12 protein-coding genes are annotated in these 15,064 nt (G+C 69.6%); 6 read left to right on the top strand and 6 right to left on the bottom strand.

Annotation, left to right across the window (positions count from 1 at the left end; translation table 11 throughout):
• Nucleotides 1-39: 39 nt before the first annotated feature.
• From BCM27_RS21490 to BCM27_RS21480, 3 genes are read right to left on the bottom strand one after another with little or no spacing between them, the layout of a single operon-like run.
• Complete coding sequence (locus BCM27_RS21490) at nucleotides 40-945, bottom strand: ABC transporter permease (protein WP_004019157.1); 906 nt, start codon at nucleotides 943-945, stop codon at nucleotides 40-42.
• Nucleotides 942-1,712, bottom strand: a complete 771-nt coding sequence (locus BCM27_RS21485; protein WP_004019156.1) for an ABC transporter ATP-binding protein — start codon at nucleotides 1,710-1,712, stop codon at nucleotides 942-944. Before BCM27_RS21485 ends, BCM27_RS21490 begins: the two co-directional genes overlap by 4 nt.
• The gene (locus BCM27_RS21480; RefSeq protein WP_004019155.1) at nucleotides 1,712-3,031 is read right to left on the bottom strand and encodes an amidohydrolase family protein; all 1,320 of its coding nucleotides are present in this window, start codon (nucleotides 3,029-3,031) and stop codon (nucleotides 1,712-1,714) included. The genes BCM27_RS21485 and BCM27_RS21480 overlap by 1 nt, the downstream gene beginning before the upstream one ends.
• A gap of 217 nt (nucleotides 3,032-3,248) precedes the next feature.
• Between BCM27_RS21480 and BCM27_RS21475 the strand changes: the two genes are divergently transcribed.
• The 3 genes from BCM27_RS21475 to BCM27_RS21465 all read left to right on the top strand — a co-directional run bounded on the left by BCM27_RS21475 (nucleotide 3,249) and on the right by BCM27_RS21465 (nucleotide 6,187).
• Nucleotides 3,249-3,854: a helix-turn-helix domain-containing protein gene (locus tag BCM27_RS21475; protein WP_004019154.1), complete on the top strand. Its 606-nt coding sequence runs from the start codon at nucleotides 3,249-3,251 to the stop codon at nucleotides 3,852-3,854.
• 69 nt (nucleotides 3,855-3,923) lie between these two features.
• Entirely contained in the window at nucleotides 3,924-4,889 is a 966-nt protein-coding gene (locus BCM27_RS21470) for a PDR/VanB family oxidoreductase (RefSeq protein WP_004019153.1), read from the top strand.
• Nucleotides 4,886-6,187, top strand: a complete 1,302-nt coding sequence (locus BCM27_RS21465) for an amidohydrolase family protein (protein ID WP_004019152.1) — start codon at nucleotides 4,886-4,888, stop codon at nucleotides 6,185-6,187. Before BCM27_RS21470 ends, BCM27_RS21465 begins: the two co-directional genes overlap by 4 nt.
• Before the next feature lie 130 nt (nucleotides 6,188-6,317).
• Here the strand turns inward: BCM27_RS21465 and BCM27_RS21460 are convergent, their stop codons facing one another.
• Nucleotides 6,318-6,800 (bottom strand): cupin domain-containing protein, encoded by a 483-nt coding sequence (locus tag BCM27_RS21460; protein ID WP_004019151.1) that lies wholly within the window; start codon nucleotides 6,798-6,800, stop codon nucleotides 6,318-6,320.
• Nucleotides 6,801-6,961: 161 nt separating this feature from the next.
• On the opposite strand from BCM27_RS21460, the gene BCM27_RS21455 reads away from it, so the two are divergent.
• The 3 genes from BCM27_RS21455 to BCM27_RS21445 all read left to right on the top strand — a co-directional run bounded on the left by BCM27_RS21455 (nucleotide 6,962) and on the right by BCM27_RS21445 (nucleotide 13,869).
• Nucleotides 6,962-8,053, top strand: coding sequence for an alpha/beta hydrolase (locus BCM27_RS21455; RefSeq protein WP_004019150.1), 1,092 nt, complete (start codon nucleotides 6,962-6,964; stop codon nucleotides 8,051-8,053).
• Between the two features lie 144 nt (nucleotides 8,054-8,197).
• Complete coding sequence (locus tag BCM27_RS21450) at nucleotides 8,198-12,451, top strand: AMP-binding protein (protein ID WP_004019149.1); 4,254 nt, start codon at nucleotides 8,198-8,200, stop codon at nucleotides 12,449-12,451.
• Nucleotides 12,433-13,869 carry a sensor histidine kinase gene (locus BCM27_RS21445; protein WP_004019148.1) on the top strand — a complete coding sequence of 479 codons (1,437 nt, stop codon included), beginning with the start codon at nucleotides 12,433-12,435 and terminating at the stop codon, nucleotides 13,867-13,869. The genes BCM27_RS21450 and BCM27_RS21445 overlap by 19 nt, the downstream gene beginning before the upstream one ends.
• On the opposite strand, the gene BCM27_RS21440 is transcribed toward BCM27_RS21445, so the two are convergent.
• A complete protein-coding gene (locus BCM27_RS21440) occupies nucleotides 13,830-14,519 on the bottom strand; it encodes a response regulator transcription factor (RefSeq protein WP_004019147.1) in 690 nt (229 codons plus the stop codon). The two genes, BCM27_RS21445 and BCM27_RS21440, sit on opposite strands and share 40 nt — an antisense overlap.
• Nucleotides 14,520-14,576: 57 nt before the next feature.
• Nucleotides 14,577-15,056: a DUF2231 domain-containing protein gene (locus BCM27_RS21435; RefSeq protein WP_004019146.1), complete on the bottom strand. Its 480-nt coding sequence runs from the start codon at nucleotides 15,054-15,056 to the stop codon at nucleotides 14,577-14,579.
• Nucleotides 15,057-15,064: the final 8 nt, after the last annotated feature.

Below are 15,064 nucleotides of genomic sequence, written 5' to 3'. Positions count from 1 at the left end.
TGAGGAAAGAGGCAGGGGCGGATCGGAGATCGAGGGTGGTCAGTGCTGGTACCAGCGTCCGACGATGCGGTTGCCGAGCCACCCGAAGAACCAGAAGACGGCGACGCCGAGAAGAGAGGCGAGCACGATCGAGGCGAACAACTCCTCGGCCTGCAGCCGAGACCGATAGTTGTCGATCAGGATGCCGATACCAGGATTTCCCTGCTTGAAGAAGAAGTCCCCGACGATGGCGCCTACCACCGACAGGCCGGCCGAGATCCGCAGGCCGGCGAAGATCGCCGGCATCGCGGCAGGGAACTCGAGTTTGCGCAAGATGGTGAGGCGGCTCGGATGATGCAGGGCGAACAGGTCGCGCATCTGCCGATCGACGGACCGAAGGCCGAACAGCGTGTTGGACACGATCGGGAACAGCGAGATCAGCACGCAGACGAAAACGCGGGCGCTGAAACCGAATCCGAACCAGAATCCGACCAGCGGAACGAGTGCGAGGATCGGGACACACTGCAGGACCACCGCATACGGGAACAGGGCGTTCTCCATCAGGCGCGACTGCGACATGATCACGGCCCAGGTGATGCCGATGGCGGCGGCGATCACCAGACCGGTCAGTGCGACGGTCGCCGTACGGCTCAACGCTTCCCACATCGCCGGCGCGGCATCGCCGAGCAGGCCGTCGGTGACGACCTGATGTGGAGGTGGCATCAGGAATCGTCGCCCGGGATCGAGGACCGCGTAGCTCACGAGGTACCAGACACCGATGACCAGTGCCAGGACGACGAGCGGTGCGGCGACCCCCACTGCTTTCGAGCGAGATCGTCCGCGTCGGCTCGTGCGCGCCGCCACGGCGAGCTCGGTGGTGGATCCAGGGTCCGGGGTCCCGGCCTTGCCGGGCTTCGGGGTTCGCACGCTCGCGGTGGTGTCGGTGTCGGTCTCGGGGGCGGTCATGAATGTGCCTCTCGGAGTGCGCGGGAGATCCTGCCTGCGATCGCGCCGAACTCCGGTTCGAAGCGCAGGTCGGGCGACCGGGGGTAGTCGAACGGGACCTCGATCTCGTCGACGATGGTCCCCGGACGTCCGGACATCACCAGGACGCGGGTGGACAGGAACGCGGCCTCGGCCACCGAGTGTGTGATGAACAGGCCGGCAAAGCGTTTGACGGCGAACAGTTCGGTCAGATCGGTGCCGAGTCGCTCGCGGGTGAGTTCGTCGAGGGCGGCGAACGGCTCGTCGAAGAGGAACAGGTCGGGGTCGAGGGTCAGTGACCGGGCCAGCGACACCCGCATCCGCATCCCGCCGGACAACATGTGCGGAAGGTGTTTGTCGAAGCCGGTCAGGCCGACTGTCTCGAGCGCGGCGCGAACTCGCTCGCGCCGTTCGGCTTTCGGTGCGCCGTCGAGCTCGCCGAGCAGTGCGACGTTGTCGGCCACCGTCCGCCACGGGAGCAGGGTGGCGTCCTGGAAGACGTAACCGATCCGCTCGGCTCCGCTCTGCAGGTAGCCGTCGGTGATCGTCTCCAATCCCGACGACAAGCGCAGCAGGGTCGACTTGCCGCAGCCGGATGGGCCCACGACGCTGACGAATTCGCCCTCGCGCACGGTGAGGTTCACATCCCGGAGGGCATGGGTGCCGTCCGGATAGGTGAGTTCCACGTGTTCGAAGCCGACGAGCGGGTGACCGAGTGCCGGTCTGGGGGTCGTTGCGGGTGAACTCATCATCTCTCCATACCGACGGGGGACATGGCTGGCTGGATCACTTGTGGTCGGGTCACTCCTGCTGGGGAAAGATCCGGTAGCGACGGGAACGCCGACCAGGTCGTCGTCTCCGTGCGCGCCACCGTGATGCCGTTCACGATGACGACGCGGTCGGCCGGGGCGGTCGCGATCACCTCGGTGAGGTCGGCGCCGCGAATCGCGACGAAGTCGGCTCGCGCACCGACAACTGGTCCCGCGGGCTCGAGTCCGAGCACGGCACGCGCTTGGCCGGTCACCAGATCCGTTGCTGTGTCGGGACTCTGATGTGCTGCGGTGATCAGCAGGGCGGCAGTCTCCAGGGGGTCGGCCCGGCCGACGGGGTTGAACGGGTCGCGGATGTTGTCGGCGCCGCCGGCGACACGGACGCCGTGGTCGCGCAGTACGTCGATCGGGGTGATCCCCCGACGCCCGGCCGAGGGACCGGAGCGGCCCTGCAGATACAGATTCGTCACCGGCAGCGCGACCACCGAGACGCGGGCGCGCGCGAGCGCCCGTGCGACGCGCTGAAGGGCGTCGGTGGGCAGGGTGTCGAGGCGACAGCAGTGGCCTGCCGTGCGGATCCGGTCCTCGGGCCAGTCGGCGACACGGTCGGCGTAGACCTCGATCGTCAGGTGGTCGCCGTCGAGGAACTCGTCGACGTGCAGGTCGGCGCCGATGCCGTGCTCCTCGGCCAGGTCGAGCAGCCTCGTGAGCTCGTAGAGCGGATCGTCGGCGATGTGTGGTGCGCCGCCGATGAGATCGACGCCCGCGTCGAGAGCGGCCTCGATGTGTGCGGTCGGCGTCGACGGGCTGACCAGGACGGCGATCTGGATGTCCATGAGTCCACTCACGGAGTCCCGGACCTCGGTGAGCACACGTACGGCACGCAGGGGATCCTCGTGTGCGAGCACATCGGCATGGGTGCGCACCGCGGTGATGCCGTTGGCCAGCATGGACGAGGTCGCCTGTAGCGCACGCGTCCGGAAGGACTGCTCGTCGAGAAAGATGCTGCCCGCCCGCCATGAGGCGATCGCATCGGCGAGATCACCACTCGGAGGCGACAATTCCGGCCAGGACAGGGCTTTGTCCAGGTGTGCGTGGGGTTCGGCCGCGGGCGGCAGCAGCAGGTGGCCGCGGAGATCGAGCCAATCGGCCGGACGCGACGCGTCGGGCGCGAACGGTGTGACGGCCCGTACCCGACGAATACCGTCGACATCGGTCGACAACTCGACGTCGACCACTGATCCATCGGCGAGCGACCCGGTGATGCCCGGGGCGGGCGTGGTCTGCGGAGCCTGCATACGGAACTTCCTCGAGACGGTGCGATGGCGTGCGACGGTGCACGAGAGGTCGGTGGTCCCGCTGTGGCTGGGGTCGGCGGGGGTGGGGCGGTTCGTGATACTTGTTGATCACGTCAACACGACCGAATATAGGAATGCGCTGTTGCCGCGACGTTAACCAGCGCTGCGGGCGTGTAACCATCGGTGGCGATTTCTCGCCGGAGGAAGGGGTGGCCGCATGGCGCTCGATGAGCCGGATCTCGCGCAGGTGTCACTCGGTACCGAAATCCGCCGACGCCGTAAGCAGCACGGCCTCACACTGGCGAATCTGGCTGCACAGGCCGGTATCTCGCACCCGTTCCTGTCCCAGCTCGAGCGCGGTTACGCGCGTCCGAGCATGACGACGCTGGAACGGATCGCCCGAGCCCTGGACACCACGCAGGTGAGTCTCATGCTGGCCGCCGATCCCACGCACGTGGCAGGAGTCCCGCCCGCGGCACCGATGGGGGCACAACTGGTACGCGCGGGAGAGGGCGCGACCCTCCCGCAGGCCGGGGACAACGCCGGATATGCGCGCCTGCTCGTCCGCGGCGACGCCGTCTTCTTCCCGCAGGAGCAGTTGTTGAACAGGAGGGACCACGGCGAGTACTTCCAGCACGAGCAGGACGAATGGCTGCACGTCGTCGACGGCGAGATCGAGGTGGACCTCGGGGATGACAGTGTTCTCGAATTGCGAAGAGGCGACAGCCTTTACTACGCTGGCGGCATTCCCCACCGATGGCGGCTCATCGGTGCCGTGGCTGCTCGCCTGATCGTTGTCCAGGCGTCGGCGCAGGTGCCCTGACCCGCGGTGGTGGGGCTGGTTCCCGTGGCTGGGATTCCGGCGGAGGTCGAAGTATCGAGGAGATCTCCGATGTCATTGTCAGTGAACGACATCCAGGACACCGTACGTGTTCGTGTGGTGTCTCGGCGCCGGATCGCCCGGCGGGTGGACGAATTCGTCCTCACGTCGTCCGGAGGTGAGGCGCTGCCGCCGTGGACCGCCGGTTCGCACATCGATCTCCACACGCCTGCCGGACCGGTGAGGCAGTACTCGCTGCTGTCCGCGCCCGATGACACGGACAAGTATCGGATCGCCGTCGAACGCCGGCTCGACAGCCGCGGGGGTTCGGTCTCCGCGCACGACGACGTCGAGGTCGGCGCCGAGGTGACGATCAGTATGCCGCGCAACCACTTCGCGTTGACACGCGCACTCGGGTACGTGTTCGTGGCGGGCGGCATCGGCATCACTCCCGTCCTCGCCCTCGTCGACGAGGCCCACCGCTCGGGCCGGCCGTGGCGGCTCGTGTACGTCGGGCGGTCCCGCGCGGACATGGCCTTCGTCGAGGACGTCGAGTCCAGGTACCCCGGGCAGGTGACGGTCCACGAGTCGGGTAGATCGGGTCGCCTGGATGTCGGCGACGTGCTCGCCGGGCTGGCACGCGGTACCGCCGTGTACACGTGCGGCCCGCCGTCGATGCTGGATGCGGTTGCGCGCGTGTGTGAACCGCAACCGGCGGTCGATTCGTTCGCGGAGAAGTTCACCGCGACGTCGACGGAGTCCGAGGCCAACGCGGAGTTCGAACTCTCGCTCGCCTTCTCGGGTGTGACGGTGACGGTGCCGGCGGACCGCACCATCCTCGACGTCCTGGATGGGCGTGGGGTGGTGGCACCCTCGTCGTGTCGCGAGGGGGTGTGCGGAACCTGTGAGACGGGGGTTGTCAGCGGCGAGGTGGACCATCGGGACTCGATCCTGTCCCCGGAGGAGAGGTCCGAGAACGAGTCCATGATGATCTGCGTGTCTCGGTGCACGAGTGGCCGATTGGTTCTCGAACTGTGACCACGACCGTGCTCACCGGGGCCGCGGCGGTGCTGCGCGACGCCTCGACGGTCGCGCGGGACCCGGTCGTCGTGGTGGACGGGTGGATCGGCAACGGCGCCGACCGACAGGACGGGGCAGATCAGGTCGTCGACGTCTCGGGGTGCGTGGTCACCCCCGGCCTGGTGAACGCCCACCATCATCTGTTGCAGACCGCGTTCCGATCGCGCCCGGAGAGTCGATCCGTCCCGATGTCGCAGTGGCTCGACTCGATGGCGCAGCGCTATTCGTCGATCGGTGTGGACCCTGAACTCACCGCCGCGGCGGCGTCCGTCGGACTCGCGGAATCGCTGCTGTGCGGTGTGACCACGGTGGCCGACCACCACCTCACCTGGCCACGGGATCAGGACCCGGTCGCGCTGGCGGGTGCGACGATCGGTGCCGCCGCGCGGGTCGGCGCACGGCTCGTGTTCGTGCGGGGCACCGCTCGTGACGACCCGGATCTGGCTGCCGCATCGGTCGAGGACATCCATCGGATGTATCTCGGTGCGGCAGCGGGAGGGACGAGCGCTGACGGCATGCTCCAGCTGGCCGTCGGGCCGTCGGGTGTACACGCCGACGGGCCGGAGACGTTCGCGACGCTCGCCGAGGTGGCGGCCCGGCTCCGCCTCCGTCGCCGCACGCAGGCCAACGAGCAGATCGATGTGCAGGTCGCCGCGGAACGATACGGTCGACGCCCCCTCGCCCTCCTCGAGGAGTGGGGTTGGCTCGATGACGACGTCACGGTGGCGCACCTGTGCGACATCACCGACGACGAAGTCGGCGTGCTCGCGCGATCAGGCGCGTCGGCGACTCATGCCCCCGGATGCGACGTGCCGATGGGCTGGGGTGTCGCGCGGGTGTCCGCGCTGATGTCGGCGGGCGTGCGGGTGGGGCTCGGCACCAGCGGCGGGGGAAGCAACGACGCCGGGCACCTGCTCGCCGACGCCCGTCTGGCCGTGCAGGTCTCGGGACTGATCGGTGAACCCGTCACCGCCCGTGCGGCTCTCGCGATGGCCTCCGAGGGTTCGGCGGCCGGACTCGGCCGCGCCGAGCTGGGGCACCTGCGGCCCGGCGCCGCGGCCGACCTGTGCGTCTGGGACTGCTCGGACGTCTTCGACGCCGGGGTCCCGGACCCGGTGGACGGACTGCTCTGGGCGGGCCCGGGCCGTCGACCCCGCGACGTCATGGTCGGCGGACGGTGGGTGGTGCGCGACGGCAGACTCCTCACCGCGGAATCCCGCACGCTCGCAACCGAACTCGGAGGGCTGCTGACGTAACCCCCCCGCTCCCTGAGGTGCGAGCGACGAGGCTCCTTGCTCCCTGAGGTGCGAGCGAAGCGAGCCTCGAAGGGTCACGCGAAGTGCCTCACCAGGCCCTTCGTGGCTCGTCGCTTGCGCTCCTCGCACCTCAGGGAGCGGATGGGCCTGTCGCACAAGGGGGTGCCGGGGCGTCCTCGGAGAGCGGCTTGTTCAGCGGCATCAGGTACAGGACGTCGAGGACGACCGGGGTGGTCCCGAGGTTGGTTCCCTCATGGGTGTTCGCCTTGCCCCCGGGCTCCTGGATGATCTCGCCGGTCCGGTAGACGACCGGTTTGCAGTCGGAGCCGGGATGGGTGAGCGTGCCCTGGCGGACCAGGCCGATGAGCGTGCCGTCGTGGTAGTGCCAGCCCGTGGTGCCGCCGGGAGCGATGGTGATCTCGCGGACCTCGACGTGCACGCCGTCGGGCACGAAGGGCAGCAGATCCGCCGGGATGTCCGCCTTGGCCAGGCTGACCGCCGAGATCCCGGACGAGGGCGTGGCATTCGCCGCCGTCGACGACATCGCGAGGGGTGTAAGGAGAGCGGCCGCGGCGGCGAGCGTCGCGACGGCGGTGCGCAGGAGAGGTGTCATCGTCCGACCGTACGTCGACCGGGCGGAGGGGATAACCGATTCGTCCGATTCCGCTGGGGGACAGCTCTGGACGATTGACCCGAACGGTTCTGGGTACAGGTCGATGTGCCTACGATGGCGGAGCCGGGTCGATGACCCGGCCCGAACCCAGGGAGCCGTGGATGTCTCGCTTGTCCCATGTCGCGATCGTCGTCGGCGCTGCCCTCCTCTGCTCGGTGCTCGGTGTGACGGGGCTGCTGGTGCCGTCGGCCGGTACCGCGGCCGCGGACACCCTCGCCGGGGTCCGTTACGCCAAGGCGACCGCGGGCGCGCCGTACCGGGAGACCTGGGTGTCGCCGCGGAACCTGGTGGTGTCGGTGTGGTCGCGGTCCATGCAGACCCAGGTCCCGTCGCTGGTACAGACGCCGGCCAACCGGAACCAGGCCGCACCGGTGATGTACCTGCTCAGCGGATCGACGGGCGGCGAGGACAACGACGATTGGACGCACGCCACCGACGCCAACTCCTTCTACGCCAACAAGAACGTGTGGACCGTGACCCCGATCGGCGGTGCCGCGAGCTACTACGCCGACTGGCGCCGCGTCGATCCGGCCGCGAACTTCCGCTTCGGCGTGAAGTCGTCCCGGCCCCTGCGGTGGGAGACCTTCCTGACGTCGGAATTGCCCGCGGCGTTCGAGAACGCGCACGGGGGACGATCTGGTCCGGGGCGCTCGCGCGGCGTCGCGGGGATCTCGATGGCAGGTACGGCGGTGCTCCGGATCGCCGAGAACCACCCGGGCTTCTACCGGGCGGTGGGCTCCTACTCGGGATGCGCCGACACCGCGTCGCCCACCGGACAGCTGCTCCTGCGCAATGTGGCGTTCGTGCCCGGACTCGCCGACGCCAGCAACATGTACGGGCCGCCCGGCGATCCGCAGTGGGCGGCACAGGACCCGGTGATCAACGCCTACAAGCTCGCTCGCCGCACCCCCGCCCTGTGGATCAGCGCGGCGACCGGTCTGCCCGGCGCGCATGACAACCTGTCCGACCGGCGAGTTGCCGGCAACGTGGGCGAACTCGCCGAGCAGGTCGCCGCCGGCGGTTTCGCGGAGGCGACCGCACGATCGTGCACGGTGACGATGGCGAATCGTCTCGCCGCGCTCCGCATCCCGGCCGTCGTCCGGCTCCCGGCGACCGGTACGCATTCCTGGGGGTACTGGGAGGACCAGATGCATGAGTCCTGGCCGATGTTCGCCCGCGCGCTCGGGGCGTGACGCCGCGGGAGATGCACCGCGGGCGGCGGTCGCCGTCGACCGCCGGACCTCGCGTTTCAGCGTCCGTTCAACTCGCCGGACCTACGGTCGGGACGTGATCTCGGGGCACGGCTCCACCAGACGATGTCCAGGGGGCGATCCGCGATGACCGTCACCCGCCGCGGCCTGTGGCTGTCGCAACTGCTGCATCCCGAGGTCTCGCACGTCGTCGCCTTCGGCCTGACCCTGTCCGGCCCGCTCGATGCCGAACTACTCCGCCGCACGGCCGGCGCAGTGCTCGACCACGTCGGCTGGTGCGACGTACGTCTGAGTCCGGACCGTTCGCCGGCCGACGGTCATCCGCATCCCGTGCAACCCGCCGGCTCCGGACTGGACCCGGTGGCGTGCGTGGACCTGTCCGCGTGTGCCGACCCGGCGGCGGAGAGCGAGTCGCGAGCGCAGCGTTTCCTCGATGATCCCGCGGGCGCCGACCTCGGACTCCCGCTGTTCCGCAGTGAACTGCACGTTCTCGCTCCCGACCTCCACCGGTGGATCGTGCGTGTTCATCACGTGCTCACCGACGGCGCCGGCGCCTTGCGGGTGATGGCGCACATCGCCGCCGTCTACGCGGGTGCCGCGCGGGCGGATGAAATGCCCCTCGCCGACGACCTCGAACTCGAGGCCGAAGAGGAGAGGTATCGCGACTCGCGACGCCGAGGAGTCGACGAGGAACACTGGGCGCGACGACTCGACGCCCTCGAACCCTCTCGGCTCGCCGGTACCGTCCCGCGCCTCACGTCGTCGATCGTGCGCGTCACCCACACCCTGACCGGTCCGCGCACCGCGTCATCGGCGGAGTTCGTCACCGGGTTCGCCGGTCTGTGCGCCCGGCTCCTCGACACCCCGGACGTGGGTCTGAGTCTTCCGGTGGCGGCACGTACCTCGGCGGCGCGTCTACGGGCGGTGCAACCCGTCTCGAACGTCGTGCCGTTGCGCCTCGCCGGAATCGGCGACCGGGGCGCAGGTCAGGCCCTCGCCGACGTGTCGTCGGCCCTGGTCGACGCGCTGCGCCATCAGCGTTTTCATCGTGAGGACATGCTGCGGAACCGGAAGGAGCTCAACGACTTCGGCGCGGTGGTCAACCTGTTGCCGGGTTTCGATCCGCCCGCCGTCGACGGTCTGCACTGGGGACTCGAGGTGATGCGGACCGGTCCGATCTCCGACGTCGCGGTGACCCTGCACCCCGCGGACCAGGACGGGCGTCAGGCGGTGACCTGGGAAGCCCCGGCTGCCGTTTTCGACAGCGACGCGCTGGCCACCCTCGCCCGACGCTTCGACCGACATCTCACCGCCACCCTCCTTGAACTGGATGGCGGCCCGACGATTCCCGACGACTCGGTGTTCGTCGACGGCGAATGGGAGCGGTTCCGGTGCGTGAGCGGGCCGCCGACGCCGCCCTTCACGCCGACCGTGAGCCACCTCGAGAACCACTGGACGTCGGACCCCGAGGCCATCGCGATCATCGACGGAGAGGTCTCGGTGTCCCGGCGCGAGTTCGCCCGCCGGGTGGATCGCGGGACCCGGTTGCTCGTGGAGGCCGGGGTCGGTGCGGGCGACCGGGTGGCGGTGTCCATCGAGAGGTCGGCGGCCTCCGTCGTCGCGTTCTGGTCGGTGCTGTGTGCGGGCGGCGTATGGGTGCCGATCGGCGACCCGTTCGCACCGGAGGCGCGAACGCGTGATCTGCTCGATCGCTCGGGCGCCAAGGTCGGGTTGTGCGTGCCGGGCGCCCCACGCCCGGGCTCGATCCGGTGGCTGGATCTCGAGCACAGCGACCCCGATTCCCCGGAGGCCGACCGGAGGCCGGGACTGGACTGCGGGCCCGACGACGCGGCCTACCTGTTGTTCACATCGGGGTCGACGGGAACCCCCAAAGGCGTGATCATGACCCACCGCGGCCTGCCCGCCCTGATCGCGGAGATCCGACAGACGTATGCGCTCACGTCCGGGTCACGCATCCTGCACGCCTCGTCCCCGACCTTCGACACCGGGATCGTCGAGATGCTGTGCGGGGTCGTCTGTGGGGCGACCGTCGTCGTCGCGCCGAACTCGACTCCCGGCGGGGATGGTCTCGCACACCTGATCCGACGCCATCGCGTCACCCATCTCATCGTCACCCCGTCGGTCCTCGACACCCTGCCCGTGGATCTCGCCGACGACCTGGTGCAGGTGATCATCGGCGGCGAACCGCCCTCGCCGCGGTTGGTCGACCGGTGGGCAGGGCGCGTCCGACTACGAAACGCGTACGGACCCACCGAGTCTCGATGTAGCATCAATATCTCCGCGCCGCTGTCTCCGGGCGGGGCGATCACGGTGGGCCCGCCGATGGTCGGGGTCGGCGAGGCGGTCCTCGATCGCCGGGGGCGGCCACAGCCTCCTGGTGCGCTCGGCACCCTGCACTGTGTGGGTCCGCAACTGGCCGACGGCTACCTCGACGACCCGGCGTCGACGGCCGAGGTCTTCGCGAAGAGTGTGTTCTCCGACGACGAGATCATGTACCGGACCGGGGACCTTGCCCAGTGGACCGAGGCCGGTGAAGTCCGTGTGCTCGGACGGCGCGACAGCCAGGTGACCCTGCGAGGATTGCGCATCGAACTCGCCGAGATCGACGCCGCGCTGGGGCGATGCACCGGTGTGCGCAGTTCCGCGACGATCCTGCGTGAGTTGCCGTCGGGCCGTACCGCGCTGGTGTCATTCGTCGTGCCGCAGGGAACCGGAACGGACGTCGACGCACCCGGGCTGCGTCGCGCGGTCGCCGGTGTGCTGCCGTCGTACATGGTCCCTGCGCTCGTCGTCGGCATCGACGCGCTGCCCCGTACCAGCAACAACAAGCTCGACGTCGGAAAGCTGGCGGACCACCCGATCCCCGGTCGCCGGTCGGCGCGTAAACCCATCGGCTCGCACGAGACCCTCCTGGTGCGGGTCGTGGGTGAGGCGCTGGGAACCGACGCGGTGGACCTGTTCGCCGGCTTCCTCGAGCAGGGCGGTGACTCTCTGGCGGTCATGCGGGTCGTCGGCTCGCTCACGGCGGCGGGGCATTCCGAGATCGGGCCCGACGACATACTCACCGCCCCCGACCTGGAGACACTGGCCGGGCGGATGGTCGCGCCGGTGTACTCGGACATCGCCTCACCGCGGGAGGCCGGGTCCGACGACGACCGGCCGCTCACGTCCGCGGAACGGACGGTCGAACGCGCGCCGGGGCACCCGCACGGGCAGCTCGTCCGCGTCGCATGGGTTCCCCCTGAAACCGGGCGACCCACCTCAGCCGAACTGCGGGAACTGCTCCGCACGTTGGCCGTTCGGCACCCTGCCCTGCGGTCGATCTACCCCGACACCCCCGCCGGGCCGGTCCAGCGGGCGCTGGCGGGGGGCGCCGACGCCGCGATCGATGGTGCCGTGCAGGTGGTTTCGGAGTCGAATCCGAACCCGACACGCGAGCGGCTGAGTGCACTGGCCGAGCAGATGTCGGCGACGCTCGACGTCCGGGTGACTCCGCCGTTCAGCGTCCGCATCCTGTCGGATGCCGACGGCGATGTGGAGGCCGCGGTCGCGGTGTTCCATCACATCGCGGTCGACGGTCAGTCGCTCGGAACACTGGCTCGGGAGGCGGACCTGATCGCTCGCAGGGCCGATGTCCCGGCCGTGCAATCCATCTCGCCGCCCGCACCCTGCGCCGACCGCGGCGTCGACGGTGCGTCGTGGCAGAAGCTGCTCGGCTTGCCGCCCGAGCAATCGTTCACGCTGGACGGGGTGAACCCGGTCTCGCGCACACAGTCAGCGGCGATCCGCCGTCGAGCCCTCGTCGACGCTGATGTCCACACACGATTCCACGCCGACGCGTCCGAGCGGGGCATGACGTCGTTCGAGGCGTTCGGTCGATCGGTGTCCGAGGCGTTGGCGAGGCTGACCGGACAAGATCGGGTGATGGCGGCCACCGCGGCGTCGACGCGGCCGGCGGGTGCCGAGCACACCGTGGGGGACTTCGTGATCTCCGCGATGACGCCGCTGGACGCCCGAGCGGATGCGCGCGACTCGGTGGAGCGGACCCGCCGGTGCATCGGCGCGGCGACGGGGCCGATGGAAGACGTGCTGGACGCACTGGGACGCCCGGTCGTCGACGGTCGCCTCTTCCCGGTTCCGGTTCTCCTGGGCTGGGTCCCGACGATCACCCGGCCGAGCGCGGGTGGTCATCTGTACGTGTTCCCCCCGCGGATCACGCGATGGATGCTGCAGATCGAGGGCTCGCCGACCGCGCAGGGGGAGCTGCAGGTCCTGGTGACCGGTGCGGCCTCCGCCCTCGCGGAATCCCGGGTCGAGCAGGTCCTCGCCGAGGTCGTCGCGTGCGTGCGCCGGGCGTGACACCCGCGGTGCCCGACCGCCGACGGCGATTCCGGGCGGCCAGCGTTCGCATGCGACTGACGGTCGTCGGCGCGGCGATGCTGTTCACCGCACTGCTGATCGCCGGCGCGATCGTGCTGTTCGTCCTGTACCACTCGTTGAACACCGCCGCCGATGGCGCGACCGCCGCACGCAGCGGAGAGATCGTCGATGCGATGTCGCGGTCGGGCGTCGCCGGACTCGATCCGTCGCTGTTGGAACGGACGGAGGCCGTCGACATCGTCCAGATCGTCGGTCGCAACGGCGACGTGCTGGCCGCCACGCCCGGTGTCGAGCAGGACCGGGCGCTCGTCCCGCCCGCGGGCCGGGCCGGTGTGAGCCACGTGATCGACGCCGCATTCCCCGGGAGCGACACCGAGTATCGCGCGACCGTCCAGGGTGCCGAGGTGTCCGGTGACCTCGTCACAGTGGTGGTCGGAGCCGGGGAGGGCAGCATCCACGCCACCGTGTGGACGGTGTTCGCCGTGCTGTGCGTCGTGTTCCCGATCATTCTCGCGGCGGCCGTCATCGCGACCGATCAGCTGCTACGGCGAGCGCTGCGTCCGGTCGAGTCCATCCGCGCCGAAGTCGCCGACATCTCCCGTGCGGGCGTCGCCCGTCGGGTGCCCGTCCCCGACACCGGAGATGAGATCGCGACCCTCGCCGAGACGATGAACGAGATGCTGGACCGGCTCGCATTCGCTCGTGACCAGCAGCTCCGTTTCGTCGGTGATTCGTCGCACGAGTTGCGGAGCCCGCTCGTCACCATCATCGGACTGCTCGAGCTGGCCGACCGGACCGGCGAGCCGATCGACGACGATTCGGTGTCGACGCTTCTGCTACCCGAGGCGTACCGCCTTCGAGACCTCATCGACGACCTGCTGCTGCTCGCGCGCGCCGATGAGTACGGGCTGCGCCCCGAGTTCGAGGACGTGGATCTCGACGACATCGTCAACGACGAGGTGACCCGGCTCGACCTGACGACCGAACTCGACGTCGACGCCACGGTTCTCCCGGTGCGGGTGACCGGCGACCGGCGACAACTCGCGCGAGCGTTGCGGAATCTCGGCGACAACGCGACCCGGCACGCCCACGGCGCGGTCAGTGTCACGATGGCGGTCGGACCGGAGCGGGTGGCGGTGACCGTCGCCGACGACGGTGTCGGCGTTCCTGACGAGGACCGGGATCGGATCTTCGACCGGTTCGTCCGCCTGGACACAGCTCGTGAACGCGGCGGCGGGACGGGTCTCGGCCTGTCGATAGTGGCCGAGATCGTGCACGCGCACGGCGGGACGGTCGCGGTCGCCGACACCGGGGGCGACGGGTTCGCCATCGAGCTGTCGCTACCGCGCACGACACCTCACGACAGCGGGCCCCCGCCGTCACCGGCGAGGAGATAGCCTGCGCCCCGGACGGTTTCGATGGTTCGACAACCGAACGGGGTGTCGATGCGCCGGCGCAGATAGCCGACGTACACCTCGACGATGTTGTCGTCGCCCCGGTAGTGCGCGTCCCACACCGATTGCAGGATCTCGGTCTTGCTGACGACTGTTCCCTTGTGCCGCATCAGGAACTCGAGCACGGCGAACTCACGGGCGGTGAGGCGGATCGGGGTGTCGCCGCGCCGGACCTCCCGCGTCGCGGGGTCGAGGGTGAGCGAACCGGCACGGAGCACGGCGGGACGCTCGGGCGCACCGCGTCTCACCAGCGCCCGGAGGCGGGCCGACAGCACGACGAACGAGAACGGTTTGACGAGATAGTCGTCGGCACCGAGGTCGAAGGCGTCCGCCTCGTCGTATTCGCCGTCCTTCGCGGTGAGCATCAGGACCGGCGTCCACACGGCGCGCCTGCGGAGCTCGCGGACGACCTCGTACCCGTTGAGGCGCGGCATCATGATGTCGCTGACGATCACGTCGTAGGTCCGAGTGCAGGCGCACTCGACGCCGTCGACCCCGTTGTCGGCCGTGTCGACCGTCCAGCCCTCGGCCGCCAGGGTGCGGCGGAGGGTCTCGGCGGCCCGCGGGTCGTCCTCGATCACCAGCACGCGCATGCGTCCCAGTATCACCGGCTGGGGTCGCAGCCCGCGGACCCGTCGACCCCGCGCGTCTCATGTCCAGACGGCGCGTGCCCCGCTCTCGCCGATGCGGTACACCATGATCACCGACACCACGGCCACGACGACGAGCAGCGCGCCGAGAGCGATGGCGACGGGTCGGCTCGTCGGGATCGTCGTTCTGGACACCCTCGTGCGGACGGCGGTGAGTAACCGGTCGTCGTGCACAGCCCACCACAGCACGGTCAGGGCGACGAGAGGCCCGACCCAGTAGATCAGCTGGTCACCGAGGCCTGCATGACGTTCGACCGCCGCACTCGCGGGCACCTGTTCCTCCAGCGATTCGCCCGCGGAGGTGGTCAGCGGGACCGCGACGAGGGTGCCCAGCGCGACCAGCGGGGTGAGGATGCCGAGCCGACGACGCGCGGCCGGCCACACCACACCTGCGATCGCCATCAGCGCGGTCAGGGGAACGAGGACCACGACCAGGTGCACGAGGAGTGGGTGAAGGGGGAGCCCGTTGATGGTGTCCACACCGTGAA

Source organism: Gordonia terrae, from assembly GCF_001698225.1.
In the GTDB taxonomy this organism is placed as follows: Bacteria; Actinomycetota; Actinomycetes; order Mycobacteriales; family Mycobacteriaceae; genus Gordonia; species Gordonia terrae.
Note: the sequence above shows the minus strand (reverse complement) of the source record. Positions and strands in the feature narration are given on the sequence as shown.

Coding starts and splice junctions, on each gene's coding strand:
- BCM27_RS21490 (WP_004019157.1), bottom strand. CDS start 945: ATGACCGCCCCCGAGACCGACACCGACACCACCGCGAGCGTGCGAACC.
- BCM27_RS21485 (WP_004019156.1), bottom strand. CDS start 1,712: ATGAGTTCACCCGCAACGACCCCCAGACCGGCACTCGGTCACCCGCTC.
- BCM27_RS21480 (WP_004019155.1), bottom strand. CDS start 3,031: ATGCAGGCTCCGCAGACCACGCCCGCCCCGGGCATCACCGGGTCGCTC.
- BCM27_RS21475 (WP_004019154.1), top strand. CDS start 3,249: ATGGCGCTCGATGAGCCGGATCTCGCGCAGGTGTCACTCGGTACCGAA.
- BCM27_RS21470 (WP_004019153.1), top strand. CDS start 3,924: ATGTCATTGTCAGTGAACGACATCCAGGACACCGTACGTGTTCGTGTG.
- BCM27_RS21460 (WP_004019151.1), bottom strand. CDS start 6,800: ATGACACCTCTCCTGCGCACCGCCGTCGCGACGCTCGCCGCCGCGGCC.
- BCM27_RS21455 (WP_004019150.1), top strand. CDS start 6,962: ATGTCTCGCTTGTCCCATGTCGCGATCGTCGTCGGCGCTGCCCTCCTC.
- BCM27_RS21450 (WP_004019149.1), top strand. CDS start 8,198: ATGACCGTCACCCGCCGCGGCCTGTGGCTGTCGCAACTGCTGCATCCC.
- BCM27_RS21440 (WP_004019147.1), bottom strand. CDS start 14,519: ATGCGCGTGCTGGTGATCGAGGACGACCCGCGGGCCGCCGAGACCCTC.